At 64.0% G+C, this 23,610-nt stretch carries 21 protein-coding genes; 5 read left to right on the forward strand and 16 right to left on the reverse strand.

Features of this window, described 5'->3' with window-relative positions; translation table 11 throughout:
* Positions 1 to 26 precede the first annotated feature (26 nt).
* A complete protein-coding gene (gene irrA, locus AC0L3P_RS29105; RefSeq protein WP_018455787.1) occupies positions 27 to 518 on the reverse strand; it encodes an iron response transcriptional regulator IrrA in 492 nt (163 codons plus the stop codon).
* 353 nt (positions 519 to 871) lie between these two features.
* On the opposite strand from irrA, the gene fabA reads away from it, so the two are divergent.
* From fabA to fabI, 3 genes are all read left to right on the forward strand, one after another.
* Entirely contained in the window at positions 872 to 1,393 is a 522-nt protein-coding gene (fabA, locus tag AC0L3P_RS29110; protein ID WP_007603915.1) for a bifunctional 3-hydroxydecanoyl-ACP dehydratase/trans-2-decenoyl-ACP isomerase, read from the forward strand.
* 39 nt (positions 1,394 to 1,432) lie between these two features.
* Positions 1,433 to 2,656: a beta-ketoacyl-ACP synthase I gene (fabB, locus tag AC0L3P_RS29115; protein ID WP_354064387.1), complete on the forward strand. Its 1,224-nt coding sequence runs from the start codon at positions 1,433 to 1,435 to the stop codon at positions 2,654 to 2,656.
* Positions 2,657 to 2,793: 137 nt separating this feature from the next.
* The gene (gene fabI / locus AC0L3P_RS29120) at positions 2,794 to 3,594 is read left to right on the forward strand and encodes an enoyl-ACP reductase FabI (RefSeq protein ID WP_473307238.1); all 801 of its coding nucleotides are present in this window, start codon (positions 2,794 to 2,796) and stop codon (positions 3,592 to 3,594) included.
* Here the strand turns inward: fabI and AC0L3P_RS29125 are convergent.
* The 4 genes from AC0L3P_RS29125 to AC0L3P_RS29140 form a co-directional block, all read right to left on the reverse strand.
* Positions 3,591 to 4,187: a glutathione S-transferase family protein gene (locus tag AC0L3P_RS29125; RefSeq protein ID WP_473307240.1), complete on the reverse strand. Its 597-nt coding sequence runs from the start codon at positions 4,185 to 4,187 to the stop codon at positions 3,591 to 3,593. The genes fabI and AC0L3P_RS29125 overlap by 4 nt on opposite strands.
* 101 nt (positions 4,188 to 4,288) lie before the next feature.
* Complete coding sequence (locus AC0L3P_RS29130; RefSeq protein WP_473307242.1) at positions 4,289 to 4,687, reverse strand: hypothetical protein; 399 nt, start codon at positions 4,685 to 4,687, stop codon at positions 4,289 to 4,291.
* A gap of 507 nt (positions 4,688 to 5,194) precedes the next feature.
* Positions 5,195 to 5,659: a GNAT family N-acetyltransferase gene (locus tag AC0L3P_RS29135; RefSeq protein ID WP_473307244.1), complete on the reverse strand. Its 465-nt coding sequence runs from the start codon at positions 5,657 to 5,659 to the stop codon at positions 5,195 to 5,197.
* A gap of 7 nt (positions 5,660 to 5,666) precedes the next feature.
* Positions 5,667 to 6,593: a hydrogen peroxide-inducible genes activator gene (locus tag AC0L3P_RS29140; RefSeq protein ID WP_275168783.1), complete on the reverse strand. Its 927-nt coding sequence runs from the start codon at positions 6,591 to 6,593 to the stop codon at positions 5,667 to 5,669.
* A gap of 114 nt (positions 6,594 to 6,707) precedes the next feature.
* Here AC0L3P_RS29140 and katG point away from each other — a divergent pair, with 114 nt between their 5' ends.
* Complete coding sequence (gene katG, locus AC0L3P_RS29145; protein WP_473307246.1) at positions 6,708 to 8,876, forward strand: catalase/peroxidase HPI; 2,169 nt, start codon at positions 6,708 to 6,710, stop codon at positions 8,874 to 8,876.
* A gap of 74 nt (positions 8,877 to 8,950) precedes the next feature.
* Here katG and AC0L3P_RS29150 read toward each other — a convergent pair whose 3' ends face one another.
* From AC0L3P_RS29150 to rimP, 9 genes are all read right to left on the reverse strand, one after another.
* Positions 8,951 to 9,685 carry a superoxide dismutase gene (locus AC0L3P_RS29150; protein ID WP_473307248.1) on the reverse strand — a complete coding sequence of 245 codons (735 nt, stop codon included), beginning with the start codon at positions 9,683 to 9,685 and terminating at the stop codon, positions 8,951 to 8,953.
* Positions 9,686 to 9,899: 214 nt separating this feature from the next.
* The gene (gene pnp, locus AC0L3P_RS29155; protein ID WP_473307250.1) at positions 9,900 to 12,053 is read right to left on the reverse strand and encodes a polyribonucleotide nucleotidyltransferase; all 2,154 of its coding nucleotides are present in this window, start codon (positions 12,051 to 12,053) and stop codon (positions 9,900 to 9,902) included.
* Between the two features lie 377 nt (positions 12,054 to 12,430).
* Positions 12,431 to 12,700 (reverse strand): 30S ribosomal protein S15, encoded by a 270-nt coding sequence (rpsO, locus tag AC0L3P_RS29160; RefSeq protein ID WP_007598346.1) that lies wholly within the window; start codon positions 12,698 to 12,700, stop codon positions 12,431 to 12,433.
* Positions 12,701 to 12,703: 3 nt separating this feature from the next.
* Positions 12,704 to 13,822 carry a tRNA pseudouridine(55) synthase TruB gene (truB, locus tag AC0L3P_RS29165; protein ID WP_473307252.1) on the reverse strand — a complete coding sequence of 373 codons (1,119 nt, stop codon included), beginning with the start codon at positions 13,820 to 13,822 and terminating at the stop codon, positions 12,704 to 12,706.
* Positions 13,819 to 14,250, reverse strand: a complete 432-nt coding sequence (gene rbfA / locus AC0L3P_RS29170) for a 30S ribosome-binding factor RbfA (RefSeq protein ID WP_275169145.1) — start codon at positions 14,248 to 14,250, stop codon at positions 13,819 to 13,821. Before rbfA ends, truB begins: the two co-directional genes overlap by 4 nt.
* Positions 14,251 to 14,406: 156 nt before the next feature.
* The gene (gene infB / locus AC0L3P_RS29175; RefSeq protein ID WP_275168774.1) at positions 14,407 to 17,112 is read right to left on the reverse strand and encodes a translation initiation factor IF-2; all 2,706 of its coding nucleotides are present in this window, start codon (positions 17,110 to 17,112) and stop codon (positions 14,407 to 14,409) included.
* 70 nt (positions 17,113 to 17,182) lie between these two features.
* Entirely contained in the window at positions 17,183 to 17,866 is a 684-nt protein-coding gene (locus AC0L3P_RS29180; protein ID WP_473307256.1) for an RNA-binding protein, read from the reverse strand.
* Between the two features lie 22 nt (positions 17,867 to 17,888).
* A complete protein-coding gene (nusA, locus tag AC0L3P_RS29185; RefSeq protein ID WP_007598336.1) occupies positions 17,889 to 19,499 on the reverse strand; it encodes a transcription termination factor NusA in 1,611 nt (536 codons plus the stop codon).
* Between the two features lie 2 nt (positions 19,500 to 19,501).
* Complete coding sequence (rimP, locus tag AC0L3P_RS29190) at positions 19,502 to 20,281, reverse strand: ribosome maturation factor RimP (RefSeq protein ID WP_473307297.1); 780 nt, start codon at positions 20,279 to 20,281, stop codon at positions 19,502 to 19,504.
* A gap of 363 nt (positions 20,282 to 20,644) precedes the next feature.
* On the opposite strand from rimP, the gene AC0L3P_RS29195 reads away from it, so the two are divergent.
* A complete protein-coding gene (locus AC0L3P_RS29195; protein ID WP_473307260.1) occupies positions 20,645 to 21,727 on the forward strand; it encodes a DUF2336 domain-containing protein in 1,083 nt (360 codons plus the stop codon).
* Here AC0L3P_RS29195 and trmB read toward each other — a convergent pair.
* Positions 21,724 to 22,434, reverse strand: coding sequence for a tRNA (guanosine(46)-N7)-methyltransferase TrmB (gene trmB, locus AC0L3P_RS29200; protein WP_275168766.1), 711 nt, complete (start codon positions 22,432 to 22,434; stop codon positions 21,724 to 21,726). The two genes, AC0L3P_RS29195 and trmB, sit on opposite strands and share 4 nt — an antisense overlap.
* Complete coding sequence (locus AC0L3P_RS29205; protein WP_275168764.1) at positions 22,431 to 23,588, reverse strand: M20 family metallopeptidase; 1,158 nt, start codon at positions 23,586 to 23,588, stop codon at positions 22,431 to 22,433. Before AC0L3P_RS29205 ends, trmB begins: the two co-directional genes overlap by 4 nt.
* Positions 23,589 to 23,610 lie beyond the last annotated feature (22 nt).

Consider the following 23,610-nt stretch of genomic DNA (forward strand, 5'->3'; position numbering starts at 1 on the left):
CGCCGGGACGACGCGAGATTCGATGCTCAGCGCTTCTTGCGCAGCCGTACGACCATGTCGATGCGGGCGATCTCGTAACCCGCCGGCACCTCCGGCATCTTGGACAGCGCCAGATGCGGATCCTCGATGTCGACCAGCTCGTGGCTGTTCTCGAGGTAGTAGTGATGGTGGGTCGTGACGTTGGTGTCGAAATAGGTCTTGGTGCCGTCGACGCTGACCTGACGCAGCAGACCGGCGTCGGTGAGCTGGTTCAGCGTGTTGTAGACGGTCGCCAGCGAGACCGGCACCTTGGCCAGCGTCGCTTCTTCGTAGAGCATTTCGGCCGTGAGATGACGTGCACCCTTGCCGAACAGGAGCCAGCCGAGCGCCATGCGCTGGCGCGTCGGACGAAGCCCCGCGGACTGGAGCATTTCGTTGACGTCGTGCCACGGGCAACCGGTCAAAGCCGGCTGGCGGCCGGACATAAGAGCCGCCGCGTGGGCCTCTTCGTCGCGATGGGGCGCGTTATTTTCGTTCATTTCCAGCTTCGGGCACGCGTGAACACTGTGGTTCTCAAACATATATGGAGAGATAGATGCAGATGCAAGTTTCTCGCAACTAGAGTGGTTCTAATTAGCAGGGGAACCGCGCCCGGCCCCCGTCATTTTACCTTCATGAGAGCGCTTTGCTACCCGAAATAGCCTGTGTTAGAGAGCCCGCGGTTCCGCTTAACCGATTTGGCGCGGCCCGGCATTGAAGGCCGCTCGCTATCCATCCGGGTCCTTCGGTATTCTCGTCTGACAATGGCAACAGATGTTGCTTTTCGAAGAGGATGGGGCCCATTTTCGCCGGAAACGCCGCTCAATCGGGGTTTGAACACAAAGGCTTCCGCATGCTGAACAGGCGCAACGGTTACGAATATGAAGATCTGCTGGCATGTGCCCGCGGCGAGATGTTCGGCCCTGGCAATGCGCAATTGCCGCTGCCGCCGATGCTGATGTTCGACCGCATTACGGACATCAGCGAGACCGGCGGTGAATTCGGCAAGGGGGTGGTGCGCGCCGAGCTCGACGTGAAGCCCGACCTCTGGTTTTTCGGCTGCCACTTCAAGAACGATCCGGTGATGCCCGGCTGCCTCGGGCTCGATGCGCTGTGGCAAATGGTCGGCTTTTATCTGGGCTGGAGCGGCGGTGAAGGTCGCGGTCGCGCACTTGGCCTGAATGAGCTGAAGTTCAGCGGCCAGGTGCTGCCGGAGGCCCGCAAGGTTGTGTACAACATCGATATCAAGCGCGTGATGCGTTCAAAGCTAGTGCTCGGTATCGCCGACGGATGGCTTTCGGTCGATGACCAGATTATCTATCGCGCGAAGGATCTGAAGGTCGGCCTGTTCAAGCAGGGCACGAGCCTGGGCTGAGCGCATCACCACGAAGACAACGATTGAGGCGAGGCTGTCATGAGGCGGGTTGTGGTCACCGGGATGGGCATTGTCTCCTCCATCGGAAACAACACCCAGGAAGTGCTTGCGAGCCTTCACGAGGCGAAGTCGGGCATTTCGCGGGCTGAGAAATATGCCGAGCTCGGCTTCCGTTCGCAGGTGCAAGGTGCGCCGACGCTCGATCCTTCGACGATGGTCGACCGCCGCGCAATGCGTTTCCTCGGTCAGGGCGCGGCGTGGAATCACGTCGCGATGGAACAGGCGATCCAGGATTCCGGTCTTTCGCCTGACGAAATTTCCAACATTCGCACCGGCATCATCATGGGCTCCGGCGGTCCGTCCGCGCGCACCATCGTCGAGGCCGCCGACATCACTCGCACCAAGGGACCGAAGCGCGTCGGGCCGTTTGCCGTGCCGAAGGCGATGTCCTCCACGGCGTCCGCAACGCTTGCGACCTGGTTCAAGATCAAGGGCGTGAACTATTCGATCTCGTCGGCCTGCGCCACCTCGAACCATTGCGTCGGCAACGCCTATGAGACGATCCAGATCGGCAAGCAGGACGTCATCTTCGCTGGCGGCTGCGAGGAGCTGGACTGGTCGCTCTCGGTGCTGTTCGACGCCATGGGCGCGATGTCCTCGAAGTACAACGACACGCCCGCCACGGCCTCGCGTCCCTACGACGTCAACCGCGACGGCTTCGTGATTGCCGGCGGCGCCGGCGTGCTGGTGCTGGAAGAGCTCGAGCATGCCAAGGCGCGTGGCGCGCGCATTTACGGCGAGATCGTCGGCTACGGCGCGACGTCCGACGGCTACGACATGGTCGCGCCATCAGGCGAGGGCGCCGAGCGCTGCATGCGCATGGCGATGTCGACCGTGAAGACCAAGGTCGACTACATCAATCCGCACGCGACATCGACGCCGGCCGGCGATCCGCCGGAGATCGACGCACTCCGCAGGGTGTTCGGAAGCGGCGAGAAGTGCCCGCCGATCTCGGCGACCAAGGCGCTGACCGGTCACTCCCTGGGTGCGACCGGCGTGCAGGAAGCGATCTATTCGCTGCTGATGATGAACAATGGTTTCATCTGCGAGAGCGCCCACATTCAGGAGCTCGACCCCGTGTTCGCCGACATGCCGATCGTGCGCAAGCGCATCGACAACGTCAAAATCGGCACCGTGCTGTCGAACTCCTTCGGCTTCGGCGGCACCAACGCCACGCTGGTGTTCAGTCGCCTGGACGTGTGACGTTACTGTCGCCGACGGATAGTTAGTTCGTCATGGCCGGGCTTGTCCCGGCCATCCACGTCTTTGCCACTGGTTCGGAAGAGCGTGGATGCCCGGGACAAGCCCGGGCATGACGGAGAGCGGAGGGTAATTGCGAGATGGAAGGTTTGATGAAAGGCAAGCGCGGTCTGATCATGGGCATCGCCAATGATCATTCGATCGCCTGGGGCATGGCGAAGACGCTGCATGCCCACGGCGCCGAGCTCGCCTTCACCTTCCAGGGCGAGGCTCTCGGCAAGCGTGTCAAGCCGCTGGCCGAGCAGCTCGGCGTCGACATGGTGCTGCCATGCGACGTCGAGGACATCGCCAGCGTCGATGCTACGTTCACGGCCTTGCGCGAAAACTGGGGCCGGCTGGATTTCGTGATCCATGCGATCGGCTTCGCCGATAAGAACGAGCTCAAGGGCCGTTACGCCGACACCAGCCGCGAGAATTTTTCGCGCACTATGGTGATCTCCTGCTTTTCCTTCACGGAAGTGGCAAAACGCGCCGCTGAGCTGATGACGGAGGGCGGCAGCATGATCACGCTGACCTTCGGCGCCTCGGAACGCGCGATGCCGAACTACAACGTGATGGGGGTGGCCAAGGCGGCGCTGGAAGCCTCGGTGCGCTATCTTGCGTCCGATTTCGGGCCGCGCGGCATCCGCGTCAACGCGATCTCCGCCGGTCCCATCCGCACGCTCGCCGGCTCCGGCATCGGCGAGGCGCGCGCGATGTTCGCCTTCATGCAGAAACATTCGCCGCTTCGCCGCGGCGTCACGCTCGACGAGCTCGGGGGCTCGGCGCTGTATCTGTTATCGGATCTCTCCGGCGGCGTGACCGGCGAGATCCACTATGTCGATTCCGGCTACAACATCGTCCTGATGCCGAGGCCGGATGATTTGAAGTCGGAAGACTAACCCGCTGCGGTCTTCTCCGCGCGCTGGAACGCCGGCCGCGCCATGCAGCGGGCGAGATAGGCGTCGAAGGCCGGGCGCGACGGCACCATCTTGAACAGGCGCACCGCGAAGTTCAGGCCCGAGCCGATCGTGATGTCGGCGGCCGAAAACTCCTCGCCGAGAATCCACGGTCCGTTGGCGAGCGCGGCTTCCAGCACGTCGAAGACCTGCGTCGCGCTGCCCCAGGCCGCGGTCGAGGTCGGGATCTCGATCTTGGTGAAGATCTGGATGATGGCGGGTTCGATGCAGCCCGGCGAGAAGAACAGCCATTGCAGGTAACGCGCACGGCGCGGGTCGGTCACGGCTGGCGCCAGCCTGGTCTCGGGATAGCGGTCGGCAATGTAGGCGCAGATGGCGGCGGCTTCGCCGAGCGCGGCATCGCCGTCGGTCAGCGCCGGAACCTTGCCCATCGGATTGACCTTCAGATAGTCCGGCGCTTTCTGCGCACCGGTCGAAATGTCGGTCAGCACGCGCTCATAGGGCAGACCGCTTTCTTCCATCAGCCAGAGCGTCGTGAACGAGCGCGAGCGAGGCGACCAGTAGAGCTTGATCATGGGAGCGGACCTTTCAGCGACGGGAGGCGAACAGCGCGCAATTCATGGCGCGTTTGCCGCGCATTCGCAACGCACACCGCTCAGGTACAGAATGCTCCGGCTCAGTCTTCCTTGAGATAGCCGGGCAGACCCCGGTCGAGCCTGTCTGCGACGAGTGTTCGTGTCCTCTCGCGCAACGCCGCGTTGGCCGAAGCTGCCGCGGGCGGGTCGGGGAACATCGAGTTGTCGAGTTTGGTCAGCGGGTCTTCGGTCAGTCGCATACTTGCGGCGAAGTTCGCGCCGAAATTCACAAAGGGGCGCTTGATTTCCTCATAGCTTCTGCCGTCGATCAGGTTGATCGAGATGTTGGCGAACAAATGCGAATGCCGGATCAGATTTCCGAGCCCCTGATTGAACGTGCCGATGCCGTTTAACATCAGGCGGGTACCCGGCAGTTCTCCCTTGTACGTGGTCGCAACCAGATAGCGATCGCAGCTCCCGTTCGGAGTGATGCCGCGCACGATCGCTGGCAGGCGTTCGTTAGGATCGGGAATGAATCGCGATTCGGATTGTAAAAGGGTTCGAAGGTTCCCTTGGGGTAGGCGATCCTGCGAACACCGGGATCGCCACCCGTTGCGGCTTTAACCCGCGCAAACACGAGATCGTCGAGACCCCAGTCGATGGGAACTTCGGTCTCCTCGTTCTCGAAAATGGTCAGCCCGAATTTTTGGACGGAATAGCGCTCGCCGATCACCGAGATCACGCCAAGCCGGCACGGGCCGCTCTCGACCGCGACCGTCTGCTTCGCCACCGGTTTGGCCTTCGCGGGCTTCTTGGCAGCTGGTTTTGCCGGTGCGGCCGCCGCAGAAGGCGTTTGCGCGGTTGCTGGAGCCAGAAAGGACAGCAGGACGAGCACTGAGGCAGCAAATCGAAACATGGATTCCAGGGGATCAGCGGCAGGAGGTCATCGGTCATGCCACACTAGGTTGGGATCATGACAACCGCAAGCTGCATCCCGAACTCGCTGTCTATCCAGCTGGTCCCTGCCGCCGCCACCGATAATACTTCATCACAAACCCGTTCGACGGCTCGATCTCTTGCTTCTCGAACACAAAGCCTTCGCGCTCGTACCAGCGCCAGGCCTTTTCATTCTCGCGGACGCAGCGCAGATACATCTCGTCGGGCATTTGTGTGCGCGTGAAGGCGAGCAATTGGCGGCCGAGCGATTGGCCCTGATAGCCGGGCGCGACGAACAGCATGTCGAGATAGAGTTTTGGCAAATGCAGCGCCAGCATCGCGGCGATCGTGCCGTTGTCGTCGGCGACGAACAGGCTCCAGCCGTCCTCGATCTCGCGCCGGATTCGTGCACGCAGGTTGGCCAGCAGGAATTCGCTCGCCTCGCCGAGCCCGGTCGAGACCCAGCTCTCCATCCAGACACGGCCGATCTCGTCGTATTCGTCCGCGCCGGCCGGGCGGATGGTGGGATGCGACATCGAGGCCTCAGGTCGGCTTGCTGCGCACGGATGGGCGTGCGCGCACCTTGCCCGCCGACAGGCACACCACCTCGGAGATCTGAAGGAGTTGCCGCGCGAGCGGGCTGGTCTTGCGCCAGACCATGCCGATGGTGCGTGACGGCTGCGGGTCGCGGAAGCGCGCGAGCGAGACCGAGGCCGATCGCGTCTCCACCGACACCGCCATTTCCGGGATCAAGGTGACGCCGATGCCGGCGCTGACCATCTGGACCAGCGTCGACAGCGAATTGGCATCCAGCATCTCGCGCGGCGGTGCCGATTGCATGTTGCAGAATGACAGCGCCTGATCGCGGAAGCAGTGCCCCTCCTCGAGCAGCAGCAGCCGCATCTCGCGCATCATCTCCCGCGATGGGGCCGGCGTGCCCTCATCCGCGCTCGGCCGCACCAGTAGGAATTTTTCCTCGAACAGGGCGACCTCGGTGAGCGAGGGCTCCGACACCGGCAATGCAACGATGGCGGTATCGAGCCGACCTTCCACCAGTTCCTGGATCAGCCGCGGCGTCATCGTCTCGCGCACGCGGATGTCGAGCTCCGGATGCATGCGCGTTAGATTCTTGGTGATCGTCGGCAGCAGATAGGGCGCGATCGTCGGAATCATGCCGATGCGCAACCGTCCGGAGAACCGGTCCTGCGAGGCGCGGGCGAAATCGCCGAGCTCGTCGACCGAGCGCAAGATGTCGCGGACGCGCTGCGCGAGCTCCTCGCCAAATCGGGTCAACGCCACCTGCCGGGCGCTGCGCTCCAGCAGCAGGCCGCCGAGCGCCTCCTCCAGCTCCTTGATCTGCATCGACAGGGCAGGCTGCGAGATCGAACAGGACTCAGCCGCGCGCCCGAAATGATTGTGACGCGCCAGGGCGTCGAAATACCGGAGCTGGCGCAGGGTGAGGTTTAGCATCAGAAAATCTTATCGCTGCGATCATTAAAGTCAACTTCCCCTGATCGAACGCGAAGCTTAGAGTACTTCTACCTGGTCAAAGGCGCGAGTTCGACGCCACCAGAGGAGGTATTCATGGACGACTCTTCAAAGTGCCCGTTTTCGGGTGGAAAACGTGTGCCGGCGAACCGCGATTGGTGGCCGACCCAGCTCAGCATCGAGATGCTGCACAAGAATTCGGCCAAGTCCGACCCGATGGACAAGGACTTCGACTACGCCAAGGAATTCAAGTCGCTCGACCTGAACGCGGTCATCAAGGACCTGACCGCTCTGATGACCGAATCGCAGGAATGGTGGCCCGCCGACTTCGGTCACTATGGCGGCCTCATGATCCGCATGGCCTGGCACAGCGCGGGCACCTATCGCACCACCGACGGTCGCGGTGGCGCCGGCGCCGGGCAGCAGCGTTTCGCGCCGCTCAACAGCTGGCCCGACAACGCCAATCTCGACAAGGCACGCCGTCTGCTCTGGCCGATCAAGCAGAAATACGGCCGCAAGATCTCCTGGGCCGATCTGATGGTGCTGGCCGGCAATGTCGCGCTGGAATCGATGGGCTTCAAGACCTTCGGTTTTGCCGGTGGCCGCGTCGACGTCTGGGAGCCGGAAGAGCTCTATTGGGGTCCGGAAGGCACGTGGCTGGGCGATGAGCGCTACAGCGGCGAACGTCAACTCGCCGAGCCGCTCGGCGCGGTGCAGATGGGCCTGATCTACGTCAATCCGGAAGGCCCGAACGGCAAGCCGGATCCGGTCGCCGCAGCCAAGGACATCCGCGAGACCTTCTCCCGCATGGCGATGAACGATGAAGAGACCGTCGCGCTGATCGCCGGCGGCCACAGCTTCGGCAAGACCCATGGTGCCGGCGATCCGTCGCTGGTCGGACCGGAGCCGGAAGCAGGCGCGCTCGAGGATCAGGGCCTCGGCTGGAAGAGCAAGCACGCGTCGGGCCACTCGGGCGATTCCATCACCAGCGGTCTCGAGGTGACCTGGACGACGACACCGACCAAGTGGAGCAACAACTTTTTCGAGAACCTGTTCAATTTCGAATGGGAGCTGACGAAGAGCCCGGCCGGTGCGCAGCAGTGGACGGCCAAGAACGCCGACGCCATCATTCCCGACGCCTTCGACAAGTCGAAGAAGCAGCGGCCGACGATGCTGACGACCGACCTCTCGCTGCGTATGGATCCGGCCTATGAGAAGATCTCGCGCCGCTTCCTGGAGAATCCGGACCAGTTCGAGGATGCCTTTGCCCGCGCCTGGTTCAAGCTCACCCATCGCGACATGGGCCCGATCCAGCGCTATCTCGGCCCGCTGGTGCCGAAGGAAACGCTGATCTGGCAGGACCCGATCCCGGCCGTGAATCACGAGCTGGCCAGCGAGCAGGATATCGCCTCGCTGAAGACCAAGATCCTGGCCTCCGGTCTGTCGGTCTCGGAGCTGGTCTCGACCGCCTGGGCGTCGGCTTCGACGTTCCGCGGCTCGGACAAGCGCGGCGGCGCCAACGGCGCGCGCATCCGCCTCGCCCCGCAGAAGGACTGGGAGGTGAACGAGCCGGCTCAGCTCTCGAAGGTCCTGGGCAAGCTCGAAGCGATCCAGAAGGACTTCAACGCGCCATCCGGTGCGAAGAAGGTCTCGCTGGCGGACCTCATCGTGCTCGGCGGCACCGCCGCGGTCGAGAAGGCCGCGAAGGATGCCGGCGTCGACGTCAAGGTCGGCTTCACGCCGGGCCGCATGGATGCCTCGCAGGAGCAGACCGACGCCGCCTCGTTTGCTCCGCTGGAGCCGCGGGCCGATGGCTTCCGCAACTTCATCGGCAAGCGGCAGCAGTTCATGATGCCTGAGGAGGCTCTGGTCGATCGTGCGCAGCTGCTCCGGCTTACCGGCCCGGAGATGACGGCCCTCGTCGGCGGTCTGCGCGTGCTCGGTGCCAATGCGAACGGTTCGAAGAACGGCGTCCTCACCTCGAAGGTGGGAACGCTGAGCAACGACTTCTTCGTCAACCTGCTCGACATGAGCACGCAGTGGACGCCGGCCGGCACCGACGGCACCTATGAGGCCCGCGACCGCAAGACCAACGCGGTCAAGTGGACCGGCACGCGCGTCGACCTGATCTTCGGCGCGCACTCGCAGCTTCGCGCCTACGCCGAGGTCTATGCCACGTCGGATTCCAAGGAGCAGTTCGTCAAGGACTTCGCCAAGGCCTGGACCAAGGTGATGAACCTCGACCGGTACGATATCGCGGCTTGATCGCTGAGTTCAGCAAGCGGTAATGAAAAGGGCGGCTGAGAAGCCGCCCTTTTTTTGCTCGAAATTTGCGGCGTCTACACCCCGAGCGTGCCGGCCTTCGCCGCAGCGTAACGCTCGCTGATCTTGCTCCAGCTCACCGTGTTCCACCAGGCCTTGAGGTAGTCGGCACGGCGGTTCTGATAATTCAGATAATAGGCGTGCTCCCAGACGTCGTTGCCGAGCAAAGCGCGCTTGCCGTCAATGATGGGATTGTCCTGGTTCGGCCGCGTCTCGATCGCCAGCTTGCCATCCTTGTCGACGATGACGAACACCCATCCCGAGCCGAACACCCGTCCGCCGGCAGCGTTGAAGTCGGTCTGGAATTTTTTCATGCCGCCGAGATCGCGATCGATCGCGGCCAGCACTTCGCCTTCCGGCTTGCCCCCGTTCGGTCCCATGATCTGCCAGAACATCGTGTGGTTGGCATGGCCGCCCATGTTGTTGCGCACGCCGGTGCGGATCGCTTCGGGCACCGCGGCAAGATTGCCGAGAACGTCGCCGATCGGTTTGTCGGCAATCCCTGGGTTGTCCTTGGCGAAATTGTTGAGGTTGGTGATGAAGGCCTGGTGATGTCGGTCGTGATGGATCTCCATGGTCTTCGCGTCGATATGCGGTTCGAGCGCCGCGGTCGAATAGGTCAACGGAGGCAGCATGAAGGGACCTGCGGCGGCGGCGTGTGACGCGGCTTGAGCGAACACACGCGGGGCGGCGGCGACCGCCGCAATGCCGGTGGCGGCCAGCATGAGATGGCGCCTGGAGATCGATGACATTTGAACTTCCTTCGCTTCATGGGTGAAGACGCCGGTGAGATGCGGCGCGGGCAGTGCGCTCAGTTACGGGTCAAGCCGCATTGCCGGTTTCAGCCAAAGGCATTCTGACGCTGCGGCGGAATCGCACATTGCCCAGGCAAGCAAACAATAAAGGCGCACAAACAAAAAGGGCGGCCGCGAGGCCGCCCTTCGTGCTTCTGGCAGGTAGCGAGATTTACTCGCCGGCCGCTTCGCGCGCGGGCTGCTGGCTCTCGCCCTTGCCCTCGAGATCTTCGCCGGTCTCCTGATCGACCACCTTCATCGACAGGCGGGTCTTGCCGCGGTCGTCGAAGCCGAGCAGCTTGACCTTGACCTTGTCGCCTTCCTTGACGACGTCGGAGGTCTTCTGCACGCGCGCCGAGGCGAGCTGGCTGATGTGGACGAGGCCGTCCTTGGAGCCGAAGAAGTTCACGAAAGCGCCGAACTCCATCACCTTGACGACGGTGCCGTCATAGATCTGGCCGACTTCCGGATCGGAGGCGATCGACTTGATCCACTTGATCGCGGCCTTCATGGCCTCGCCGTCGCTGGAGGCGACCTTCACGGTGCCGTCGTCCTCGATGTTGACCTTGGCGCCGGTCTTCTCGACGATCTCGCGGATCACCTTGCCGCCGGTGCCGATCACTTCGCGGATCTTGTCGGTGGCGATCTTGAACGTCTCGATGCGCGGCGCGTATTCGCCGAGCTCGGCACGGGCGTTGGTGAGCGCCTTCGACATCTCGCCGAGGATGTAGATACGCCCATCCTTGGCCTGGCCGAGCGCGACCTTCATGATCTCCTCGGTGATGCCCTCGATCTTGATGTCCATCTGGAGCGAGGTGATGCCCTGCTCGGTACCGGCGACCTTGAAGTCCATGTCGCCGAGATGGTCCTCGTCACCGAGAATGTCCGAGAGAACCGCGAAGCGCTTGTCTTCGAGGATCAGGCCCATCGCGATGCCCGCGGTCGGCCGCTTCAACGGCACGCCGGCGTCCATCAGCGCGAGCGAGGCGCCGCAGACCGAAGCCATCGACGAGGAGCCGTTGGATTCGGTGATCTCCGACACCACGCGCGTGGTGTAGGGGAATTCGTGGTGCGGCGGCAGCACCGGGTGGATCGCGCGCCAGGCGAGCTTGCCGTGGCCGATCTCGCGGCGCTTGGTGCCGCCGAGGCGGCCGGTCTCACCGACCGAGTAGGGAGGGAAATTGTAGTGCAGCAGGAACGTCTCTTTGTACGTTCCCGACAGCGCGTCGATGTACTGCTCGTCCTCACCGGTGCCGAGCGTGGTCACGACCAGCGCCTGGGTCTCGCCGCGGGTGAACAGCGCCGAGCCGTGGGCGCGGGGCAGCACGCCGACTTCGGCGACGATGTTGCGCACGGTCTTGGAATCGCGACCGTCGATGCGCTTGCCGGTGTCGAGAATGTTCCAGCGAACGATCTTGGCTTCGAGCTCCTTGAACACGCCGCCGATGCGCAGCTTGTCGTATTTCGGCTCCTGCCCTTCGGGGAAGTAGTGCGCGATCACCTTTTCCTTGACCTTGCCGACCGCGGCGTAGCGATCCTGCTTGACCGGAATGGCGTAGGCGGCGCGCAGCTCCTGCTCGACCATGCCGAGCATTTCCTTTTCGAGCGCCGAATTGTCGATCGTGGTGACCTCGCGCGGCTCCTTCGCGGCCTTTTCGGCCAGCTCGATGATCGCGTTGATCACCGGCTGGAAGTGGCGGTGACCGAACATCACGGCGCCGAGCATGATCTCTTCGTTCAGCTCCTTGGCTTCCGATTCCACCATCAGCACGGCGTCCGCGGTGCCGGCTACGACGAGGTCGAGCTGGGTGTCGATCATCTCGTCGAGCGTCGGGTTGAGGATGAACTCGTCATTGGCGAAGCCGACGCGCGCGGCGCCGATCGGGCCCTTGAAGGGGGCGCCCGACAGGGTCAGCGCAGCCGACGATGCCACCAGCGCGACGATATCGGGATCGTTCTCCATGTCGTGCGAGAGCACGGTGACGATCACCTGGGTCTCGTTGCGCCAGCCGTCGACGAACAGCGGACGGATCGGACGGTCGATCAGGCGGGAGACCAGCGTTTCCTTCTCGGTCGGACGACCCTCGCGCTTGAAATAGCCGCCGGGAATGCGGCCGGCTGCGTAGGTCTTCTCCTGGTAGTCGACGGTCAGCGGCAGGAAGTCGACGCCCTCGCGGGGCGACTTCGCGGCAACGACGGTGGCGAGCACCACGGTCTCGCCGTAGGTCGCGACGACGGCGCCGTCGGCCTGGCGGGCGATCTTGCCGGTTTCGAGCTTGAGAGGGCGTCCACCCCAGTCGATCTCGACTGAATGCTTATTGAACATAGAGGTCTTCTTTCATGGGTTCTCGAAAGAAGGACGGGTCGAAAAACAAAAACCATGCGCAAGATTGCGGGACGTTGATCGAAGCGGGCGATCAGCGTCCTGCGATCCTGCCATGGTTTTTGGATTTCGGATGGCGTCCATCCCTTCGGGTCATACGGGCGCCTTGCCCGTTGTGCCCAGCCGCCGGATTGCTGCTGGACTGTCAGTCGGCACGAACGCGAACACCGAAGCGCGGTGTTCGCCCATCATGCCCCGGATGCTCGCCGTCAACGGCTCGCATCCGATGCGCACGCAGCCTCGACGAAAAACCTTTAAACAAACGCTTTCGTTCGAAATCACGCGCGAAAACGCGCGCCGGTTGGCGCGCGCAAGAACTCTTAACGACGAATGTTGTGCTTCTCGAGCAGCGCCTTGTAGCGCGCCTCGTCCTTCTTCTTCACATAGTCGAGGAGCGAGCGGCGGGTCGAGACCAGCTTCAAGAGGCCGCGACGCGAATGGTTGTCCTTCACGTGGGTCTTGAAATGGTTGGTGAGGTTGGCGATGCGTTCCGACAGGATCGCGACCTGAACCTCTGGCGAGCCGGTATCGCCGGCCTTGTTGGCATTCGTCTTGATGACTTCCGCTTTGCGTTCTGCGGCAATCGACATCGGTCAATTTCTCTCGTTGCGATCGGCGCTGGCAGTCAGGCCGGTCAGGTTGAACACACGCTTGGGGATGATTTCGCCATTGCCGACTTCGGCAAGCGCGAGAAGCCGGCCTGCCACCGTGACATAGACTGTGCCGCTACAAGTGGGCGCATCCCGTCCGCGCAACAAAACGGCTTGGCCCCGATGGAGCCTTGCCGCATCAGCCCGAGTGACGGCCAGTGCCGGGATGTCGTCCAGCGCGGTCTCAACGGGCATAAGCGCGTCGGCGAGGCTACCCTCGCCGGACGCGGCTCTATCGCACAAAGCCTCCAACTGATCCAGCGGAATCATGTCGTTCTCGCCAAATGGGCCGACCAGGGTCCGCCGCAGCGCGCAGATATGGCCGTAAGTGCCGAGAATCCGGCCCATATCGCGGGCCAGCGCGCGGACATAGGTGCCCTTGCCGCACTCCGCCTCGAACACGGCATGGTCGCTATCCGGTTGATCTACAAGGCTTAAACGGTGAATCTCGACCGGACGGGGGGCCAGCTCCACGATCTCGCCGTCGCGAGCGAGGTCGTAGGCGCGCTCGCCCTGGACCTTGATCGCGGAGTAGCGCGGCGGGATCTGCTGGATCACCCCGGTGAAACGGGGCAGCAGGGCCTCGATGGCCTCCCGGGTCGGCCGCTGGTCCGAGGTTGCGGTCGCCCGGCCCTCGATGTCGTCGGTGTCGCGCTCCTCACCCCAGCACACCGTGAATCGGTAGCGCTTGCGGCCGTCCATGACGAAGGGGACGGTCTTGGTGGCCTCGCCAAGCGCGATCGGCAGGCCGCCGGAAGCCAGCGGATCGAGCGTGCCGGCATGGCCGGCGCGTTTGGCGTTGAACAGGCGCTTCAGCACGGCAACGGCCTGCGTCGAGGTCATGCCGATCGGCTTGTCGAGCACGACCCAGCCGTGGACGTCGCGGCGGTCGCGGCGCGGCTGATTGCCCTTCTGCTTGTTGGCGCGCGGATCGTTATTGACGCGGCGCGGCTCGTGATGCGGCTGAGAATTGCCGCTCATGTCCGCAAAATTATTTTTCTGCACGTCGAGCTGATCGGTCTCTTCGCCGCCGATCGTGCCGTGAGCCGGGTCCATCGTCATCGTTCTTCTTCCCGATCCGAATCCGGATCCTGTTCCAGGTCCTTCTGCACCGCGGGTGTTCGCAAAAGCTTCTCGATCCGTTCCGCTTCGTCGAATCGTTCGTCGACGCGGAAGCGAAGGTCAGGTGCAAATTTCAGGTTAACGCGCCGCGCGACCTCGCCGCGCAGGAATTTCTTGTTGCGCTCGAGCGCAACGAGGACGATCTCGGTGTCGCGGCCACCAAGCGGCATCACATAGACTGTTGCGAGCTTCAGGTCGGGCGACATCCGCACCTCCGGCACGGTGATGATGTGGCCTTCAAGGTCAGCATCATGCACGCTGCCTTGCGCCAGAATCTCGGCTATCGCATGGCGAACCTGCTCGCCGACCCGCAACTGACGTTGCGAGCCGCCGGACGCGGAACTCTTTTTCTGATGATGGCGGGGCATGGTCTGAAAATCACCTCGTCGTGCCCGCTTTTGGGACACGGGCATTGTCATTTGTCTTGCTGAAACGAAGAGGGGTGGATGGCCGGAAAAAATCCGGCCATCGCACTCCCGCAATTCAGTTCAAAAAAGATCCAGGCGCTTCGGTAAGATTTGGACTTACAGGGAGCGCTGGATCGTCTCCACGCGGTAACACTCGATGACGTCACCGGCGCGCATGTCGTGATAGTTCTCGAAGGCCATGCCGCATTCCTGACCGGACTGGACTTCCTTCACTTCGTCCTTGAAGCGCTTCAGCGTCGACAGCTTGCCTTCGTGCACGACGACGTTGTCGCGGATCAGGCGCACGTTGGCGCCGCGTTCCACGGTGCCGTCGGTGACGCGGCAGCCCGCGACCTTGCCGACCTTGGAGATGTTGAAGATCTCCAGGATCGCGGCATTGCCGAGCATGGTTTCCCGCAGGGTCGGCGCGAGCAGGCCGCTCATGGCCTTCTTCACGTCGTCCACGAGGTCGTAGATGATGTTGTAGTAACGGATCTCGATGCCGTTGCGCTTGGCGGCCGCAGCGGCCTCCTTGTTCGCACGAACCGAGAAGCCGATGATGGCGGCGTTGAAGCCTTCCGCGAGCGTCACGTCCGATTCCGAGATGCCGCCGACACCCGCATGCAGGATACGCGCGGCGACTTCGTCGGTGCCGAGCTTCTCCAGCGATCCGAGGATCGCTTCCAGCGAGCCCTGCACGTCGGCCTTGATGATCAGCGGGAATTCCTTGCGGCCCGCCGTCTTCAGTTGCGACATCATCTGCTCGAGCGAGCCGCGCATTCCGGAGATCGAGGCAGCCGCGTTCTCGCGCTTCTGGTGCGCGCGGTAGCTGGTGACCTGGCGGGCGCGGGCTTCGTTCTCGACCACGGCGAGACGATCGCCGGCTTCCGGCGGACCGTTGAAGCCGAGCACCTCGACCGGCACTGACGGACCCGCCTCCTGCACCGTTTCGCCCTGATCCGAGATCAGCGCGCGGACGCGGCCCATTTCGGCGCCGGCGACGATGATGTCACCGACACGGAGCGTGCCGCGCTGGACCAGAACGGTCGCGACCGGACCGCGGCCGCGATCGAGCTTGGCTTCGATCACGGTGCCTTCGGCCGGGCGATCCGAATTGGTCTTGAGGTCGAGGATGTCGGCCTGGAGCGCGATCATCTCGAGCAGCTTGTCGAGATTGGTCTTGTTCTTGGCCGAGACTTCGACGTCGACGACTTCGCCGCCGAAGGATTCCACCTGCACCTCGTGCTGGAGCAGCTCGGTGCGCACGCGCTCGGGCTTGGCGTCGGGCTTGTCGATCTTGTTGATGGCAACAATGATCGGCACCCGCGCCGCCTTGGCGTGGTTGATGGCTTCGATCGTCTGCGGCATCACGCCGTCGTCGGCTGCAACCACCAGCACGACGATGTCGGTCACCTTGGCGCCGCGGGCGCGCATCGCGGTGAACGCGGCGTGGCCGGGCGTGTCGATGAAGGTGATCTTCTTGCCGCTTTCGGGCGACAGCACCTGATAGGCGCCGATATGCTGGGTGATGCCGCCGGCTTCGCCGGAGACGACGTTGGCGTGGCGGAGCGCGTCGAGCAGCGAGGTCTTGCCGTGGTCGACGTGACCCATCACGGTCACCACCGGCGAGCGCGGCTCGGTATCGGTGGAATCGTCGATGGCGTCGAACAGGCCTTCTTCAACGTCGGACGCGGCAACGCGCTTGACGGTGTGACCAAGCTCCTCGGCGATCAGCTGCGCAGTGTCGGCATCGATCACGTCGGTGATCTTGTGGATCGCGCCCTGCTTCATCAGCATGCGGATGATTTCCACCGCGCGCTCCGACATGCGGTTGGCGAGCTCCTGGATGGTGATCGCTTCCGGAATGACCACCTCGCGGATGAGCTTTTCTTTCGGCTCGTTCGCGGCATGGCCCTTCAGGCGCTGGGTGCGGCGGCGGAACGAGGCGATCGAGCGCTCGCGGACGTCGTCGGCATTGAAGGCGGTGACGACCGTCAGGCGGCCGCGCTCCTTCTGCGGGCCGGGCTTGTGGGTGGGCTTGGGAGCGACCACAGGCCGCGCAGCGCCGCCGGGGCCGCGACGGATCTGGCGCGGACCCTCGTCCTCGTCCGGTCCGGCTGCGACAGCGGGGGCGCGGCCCACCGGGCCTCCCGGCCGCTGCGTGGTCGTTCCGGGCCGTGCGGTCGTTGTTCCCGGGCGTGCCGTGGTGGTTGTGCCGGGTCGCGCCATCGGCGCTCCGGGTCGCGCTGCAGGAGCGGCCGAGGTCGCGGTTGCAGGGCGCGCCGTAGATTGCGGCTGCTCGCCTTCGCCAAAACGCTTCTTGGCCTCGGTTTCGGCCTTCCGCTTGGCTTCCTCTTCGTGGCGGTGACGCTCCTCCTCGGCCTTGCGGCGGGCTTCGGCGGCCTCGCGATCGGCACGCTCGGCGCTTTCGCGGACGGCGCGGCGCTGGGCCTCTTCCTCGGCATGGCGGCGCTCTTCGACTTCGCGCACCTTGGCATCGGCCAGCGCGCTGGCGCGGGCGGAACGTTCGTCCTCGGTCAGCGTACGCAGCACCACGCCGGAGCCGGCGTTGCGCGGCGGCGCGGGGCGGGCCGGAGCAGGCTTGGGCGCGGCGGCGGCCGGCGCGGGCTTCGCCACCTCGGCCACCTGCGGCTCGGGGCTGCCGTCGACACGGCGCTTGCCACGCTTCTCGACCACGACCTGCTTGCTACGGCCATGACTGAAGCTCTGGCGCACGGTGCCCGTTTCGACGCGCGGCTTGAGCGATAGCGTCTTGCTCGGAACGCTCAGCTTCTTGTCGCCAGGGGTCTTGGTATCAACCATTAAGCAGTCCTAATCCTGATCTTGTTGTCTTGTGCGTTGCCGCACCGTGCTATCGGGTGGTCGTTGTCTCTCAGAAATCCTGGCCGGGCTTTTCGGCAGTCCTGTCAGCGTCCGCCATCCGGTATCGGACCAGCATCTGGCTACGTGACAGGAATGACTTGCTCGCCGGGCCCGCGAGCAGGGCAGCATGTATCACATTTGACCGGGTAAGTGCCAAATCCAATTCTGTCGATTTTAGTGCGGTGACGACGGGAATCTGCGACTTGGCGCCGCGATTTCCCTCATTTTGACGCGCCAGCATGTCCAATTTGCGGATTCCGTCCGCGGCCCCGTCGCTGGCATGGATCAGGACCTCGACCGTACCTTCCCGAAGCGCGCTTTCGACCTTGCCGAAACCGGCGACGATCTGGCGCGCCTTGGCAGCAATCCCAAGGGCTTCGACCACGCTCCGGACCAGAAGCGCCTCGAGGTCGGCGGGAAGCGTCTGAGGGATGCGCAGCTCGCGCTTGAAGGCTTTCGTAAAATGGTGACGCCGAACGGCTTCCGCAACCACCTCACGCGAGGCGGTGACCCACATGCCGCGTCCGGGCAGCTTGCGCTTGAGATCGGGAACTATGTGCCCTTGCGGCGAGACGACGAAGCGGATCAGCTCGTCGATCGGCCGGACCTCGCGGCTGACCGCACACATCCGCATGGTCGCGGACCTTTCGGTCCGCGGTCCATGGTCGAGTTCGGGGTCAGTATCGGCGAGCATCCGGGTGACATCCTCCTTCGCCCTAAGCCGGCTGATCTTCAGTCGCCTCGGCCTCTTCGGCGGGCTTGGCGAGATCGGCCTCGGTGATCCAGCCGGCCTTGACGCGGGCCTGCATGATCATCGCTTCAGCATCGTCACGGGAGATATCGAGGCCATCGAGCGCGCCCGGATATTTAGTCTGCTCGCCGCCTTCCTTGCGCTCGGTCCAGCCGACCAGATCGTCCGTGGCGCAGCCGGCGAGGTCGTCGACCGTCTTGATGTCGTTCTCGCCGAACTTCACCAGCATCTTCGAGGTGACGCCGGGCACGTCCTTTACGGCGTCCTCGACGCCGAGCTCCTTGCGCCTGGCCTCGAGCTCGGCTTCGAGCTGTTCGAGATATTCACGGGCGCGGTTCTGGAGTTCCTGCGCGGTCTCCTCGTCGAAACCTTCGATGCCGGCGAGTTCCTTGACATCCACCATCGCGAGTTCCTCGACGGAGGTGAAGCCTTCGGACGCCAGCAATTGGCCGACCACTTCGTCGACGTTGAGCGATTCCATGAAGACGCGGGTGGAGTTCTCGAAATCGGCCTGGCGGCGCTCCGATTCCTCCTGCTCGGTCAGGATGTCGATGTCCCAGCCGGTGAGCTGCGAGGCCAGACGCACATTCTGGCCACGGCGGCCGATCGCCAGCGAGAGCTGGTTGTTGGTGTCGGGCACGACGACCTCGATGCGCTCGCGGTCTTCGTCGATGACGACCTTGGAGACCTCGGCCGGCGCCAGCGCGTTGACCACGAAGGTCGCGATGTCGGGCGACCACGGGATGATGTCGATCTTCTCGCCCTGCAATTCGTTCACCACCGCCTGCACGCGCGAACCGCGCATACCGACGCAGGCGCCGACCGGATCGACCGAGGAATCGCGGGAAATCACGCCGATTTTTGCGCGCGAGCCGGGATCGCGGGCGACCGCCTTGATCTCGACGATGCCGTCATAGATCTCGGGCACTTCCTGCGCGAACAGCTTGGCCATGAACTGCGGATGGGTGCGGGAGAGGAATATCTGCGGGCCGCGGGTCTCGCGGCGGACGTCGAAGATGTAGGCCCGGACGCGGTCGCCGTTGCGGAACACTTCGCGCGGCAGCATCTCGTCGCGGCGGATGATGGCCTCGCCGCGGCCAAGATCGACGATCACGCTGCCGTATTCGACGCGCTTGACGACGCCGTTGACGATGTCGCCGATGCGGTCCTTGAATTCCATATATTGCCGGTCGCGCTCGGCTTCGCGCACCTTTTGCACGATCACCTGCTTGGCCGACTGCGCGGCGATGCGGCCATATTCCAGCGGCGGCAGGGTGTCGGCGATGGTGTCGCCGACCTGGGCACCGGGATTGGCGCGCTGCGCATCCACCAGCGAGATCTGGTTGGAATGGTTTTCGACCGTTTCGACCACCAGCATGTGGCGCGACAACCGCAGCTCGCCCTTCTTCGGGTCGATCTCGGCATGAACGTCGGTCTCGCTGCCGTAACGGGCCCGCGCCGCCTTGGCGATGGCATCCTCCATCGCCGCGATGACGATGCCGCGGTCGATCGATTTCTCGCGCGCAACGGCGTCGGCGATCTGAAGCAATTCAAGTCGATTGGCGCTGACTGCCATGGCTAGTCTCCTTCGTCAGGATCGATCTCGCCTCGTCGCGCGCGTTCGGCGGCCAGGCGATGTTTTTTGGTATTGGTCGGAGCCGGCTTCTTCGTAGGGGCCGGCGCCGGCTTCTTAGTCGGCTTGGTGTTCTTGGTCGTCTTTTCGCTGATGCTGGCGTGCGGTGCCGCCGGCGGCTCAAGGCCGAGATTGCGGCGCATCTCGCGTGCCTGGGCCTTGCCGCGGCGCATGGATTCCGCGATCAGCTCGTCGGTCAGCACCAGCCGAGCCTCGGCGATGTCTTCCATCGTCAGGAGAACGTCGGCAGCCTCGGTCCCCTTGACGTCGTCGCGATGCAGATGCACCCGGTCGCCTTCGACGGGGCCGATCGTGCCGCGGAACCGCTTCCGCCCCTCATGGGCGACCGCCATCTCGATCTTCACCAGATGCCCGGCATAACGCTCGAAATCAGAGCGGCGCACCAGCGGGCGGTCGATCCCCGGCGAGGAGATTTCCAGCCGGTAGGCGCGATCGACGGGATCGGCGACGTCGAGCACGGGCGACAGCGCCCGCGAGATCGCCTCGCAATCCTCGATCTGCATGGAGCCGTCCGGCCGCTCGGCCATGACCTGCACGGTGCAGCCGGATTCCCCGGAAATGCGGATCCGCACCAGGCGGTAGCCCATGCCTTCGAGCACCGGCCCGGCGACCGCGGACACCCGTGCCGCCACGCCCGGCTCGACCACGAGCCTCGGCTCGGCCAGCAATTCGGCATCCGTGGAACCAGGGTTCGGTTCGGTCATGTCAGAGGTCAAGGCGCTCGATATGGTTAAGGCTTGGTTTAAGATCTCAAAGCTCGCTTCGGAACTCTCCCGACAGATCGCCGGGCCGCATATCTTCCACCAAGCCGCCTTCAGGTAATAAAAAAGAGCGGGTCCTTTCGGGCCCACTCTCACTACGCGGATCGTATGAGAAGATGAATTGGCGCTGATATAGCCCTTTCCGTCTTCCCGGACAAGGCCCATGCAGGGCAGGCTAGGCTTTTTGCGCCCGGCCCGCGGCCCCGCGCAACGCTTCCTTCACCTCCGAGGCCTAAATTCCCTGATTGTGGGGCGGCTTGGACCGAGGGCGCACCCGCGGCGTGCCCCGTACGAGTTTGCGTTTTCATGACCGTTGCCACGTCGCTCATTCCCGGACTGGACGATATCGTCAAACGCGGCGACCCGCGGCGTCGCGGCGAGATCGCGCACGCCATCTCCCAATTGTTCTTTCAGGACGCCGAGAACCTTCGTCCCGATGTCATCGATCTCTTCGACAACCTGCTGATCGATCTCGTCCCGCATGCCGAGCTCGCCTCGCGCGTCGATCTCGCCGAACGCTTCTCGCGCCTGAACAACGCGCCGCGGCACCTCGTGAGCCAGCTCGCGCGCGAAAACGAAATCGCGGTGGCGGGCCCCGTGCTGCGCCATTCGCCCGTGCTCGACGACGCTGCTCTCGTCGAGATCGCGCGACTGAAGGGCCAGGGCCATCTGCTGGCGATGAGCGAACGCCCCACGCTGTCGGCCGTCATCACCGACGTGCTGGTCGAGCGCGGCGATCGCGACGTGGTGCGCCGCGCTGCGGGCAATTCCGGCGCGGCGTTCTCGCCCGGCAGCTATTCCGAGCTGATCAAGCGTGCCGCGCAGGATGGCGTGCTGACTCTCAGGATCGGCCAGCGTAGCGATCTTTCGGGTGAGAACCTGAAACAACTTCTCGACGGCACGCTCGACGTCATCCGCCGTCGCCTCTCGAGCGTGGTCAATCCCGTGCGCCAGGTCGAGATCAAGCGCGCCATGGCGGCCATCGAGGAAGCCACGCTGCCGCCGGGCCCGCGTCGCGATTTCTCGGGGGCGCAGCGCACGGTGCTGGCCTTGCATCGCGAGGGTCATCTTGGCGAGAGCGCGCTGCTTGGATTCGCGAAGGCCCACAAATACGAGCACGCGATCGCCTCGCTTTCGGCGATGTCCGGCGTCCGCCTCACGGTCCTCGACCGCCTGATCACGGGTGACCGCTACGATCCAATTCTGGTTCTCGCGCGCGTGCTGAATGTCAGCTGGCCGACGGTGCGGGCGCTGATCCTGATGTGGTACGGCCCGAATCGCACGCCAGCCGACGCCGATCTTGAGCAGGCGCGCGCGAACTTCACGCGGCTGATGCCGACGACCGCCGAGCGCGTCGTGAATTTCTGGCGCAATCGGCAGACGATCTAGACCCGCCTGAATCGCAGATACGCCGCCTTGCGTCCCTCGCGCGCGGCTTTCCTGCCGTAACGCGTCATGGTGTAGCCAGCCCAGGGCTGCCGGAAATCATCAGCGCGCTCCGCAAGCCAGACGAAATCCGTCGAGCGCGACAGATGCGACAGCGTCCAGGCGCAATAATCGTCGATGTCGCAAACGAAACGAAACTCGCCGCCGGCTTTCAACACGCGCGCCATCGCGGCGATGGTCCGGTCCTGGACGAAGCGCCGCTTCCAGTGCCGCCGTTTCGGCCAGGGATCGGGATGGATCAGGTCGATCCGCGACAGCGAAGCCTTCGGCAGCCAGGCCAGGAGCTCGGCAGCATCGCCTGCGAACAGGCGGATGTTGCCGATGTCGGCGACCTCGATCTGCGCGAGGATCTTCGCCATGCCGTTGACGTAGGGCTCGCAGCCGATGAAGCCGGTTGTTGCGAAGTTTTGCGCTTCCGCCGCAAGATGCTCGCCGCCGCCGAAGCCGATCTCGAGCCGCAAATCGTCGGCTGCGGGCACGAAGATCTCGCGGGCATCCGCCGGTGCTTCGCGATCGATGGCGAGCGCAAGACGCGGCAGCAAATGATCGATCAGCTCGGCCTGGTGCTGCCTGAGCTTGTGGCCCTTGCGGCGTCCGAAGAAGGCGCGCTCGCTGTCCTCGCGATCGGGATCTGATTTGCGCTCACTCATCGTAGCGTCTGGTACAGGCGATGAAGCAGCCGCGCGCGCGGTTCGAGCGACGAGACATAGAGCTGCTCATAATGAGTGTGCGCGCCCTTACCGTCGACGCCGAGCCCGTCGAGCGTCGCGGTGTGGGCGGCGGTGAAATTACCGTCCGAGCCGCCGCCGGTGTGAACGTCGACCAGCTCGAAGCCGATCTCCGTGGCAACCGTCTTCGCATGTTCGTACAGCGAGGCGCCGGCATTGCTCTTCTCGTAAGGCGGACGATTGAGCCCGCCCGTGACCTTGACGGTGACGCCATCCGTCTTCGATGTCAGGGCGAGGATCTTGCCGACGAATTCATCCGCGTCCTTCAGGCTCAGCACGCGCAGATCGATTTCGGCATAGGCTTCTTCCGGCGTCACGTTGGGCCGCGTGCCGCCGCGCACCACGCCGACATTGACGGTGACGCCGCGCGCCAGATCGTTCATCGCTTCCAGCGCCAGGATGACGTTGGCGAGCTCGCGGATCGCGCTGCGGCCATCCTGGGGCCGCGTGCCGGCATGCGCGGGCACGCCCTTGATGAACACTTCGAATCGCCCGACGCCCTTGCGGCCGGTGACGATCTTGCCGCCGTCGCGGGCCGGCTCCGTCACCAGCACGTACTTCGCTTTGCGCCCTTCGGTCTCGATGAGTGCGCGAGAGGTGGGGCTGCCGATCTCCTCGTCGGAGGTGAACAGATGGGTGATGCCGAGCGGCGAGCGATCGGCCGTGGCACAAAGCGCGCGAAAGGCGTGATGGGCGATGTAGGCGCCGCCCTTCATGTCGTAGATGCCGGGACCGAATGCGCTGTCGCCTTCGACCTTGAACGGCAGGCGCTCGATGAATCCCATGGGGTGAACGGTATCGAGGTGGCTCAGCACCAGGATGCCGGGCCGGTCCTGACCCCAGGTCGAGCGCGCCACGAGATGATCGCCGCAGCCATCGACGCCGGCGATGCGCTCGAGCGTAACAGGGAGGTCGCGGTATTGCTCCGCGACCATCGAGACCAGCTTGTTGACCTGTTCAGGCGCGTCCGTTGGCGTCTCGACCTCCACCCAGCGGCGGATGCCATCGAGAATAGTTTGGGAATCGAACCAATTGGAGCTGACCATGAGCGCATCTGTGCCTTTGAATCGCATCATCGAGGAAGACGCGCATCAAAGC

The organism is Bradyrhizobium sp. WSM4874 (assembly GCF_055811835.1).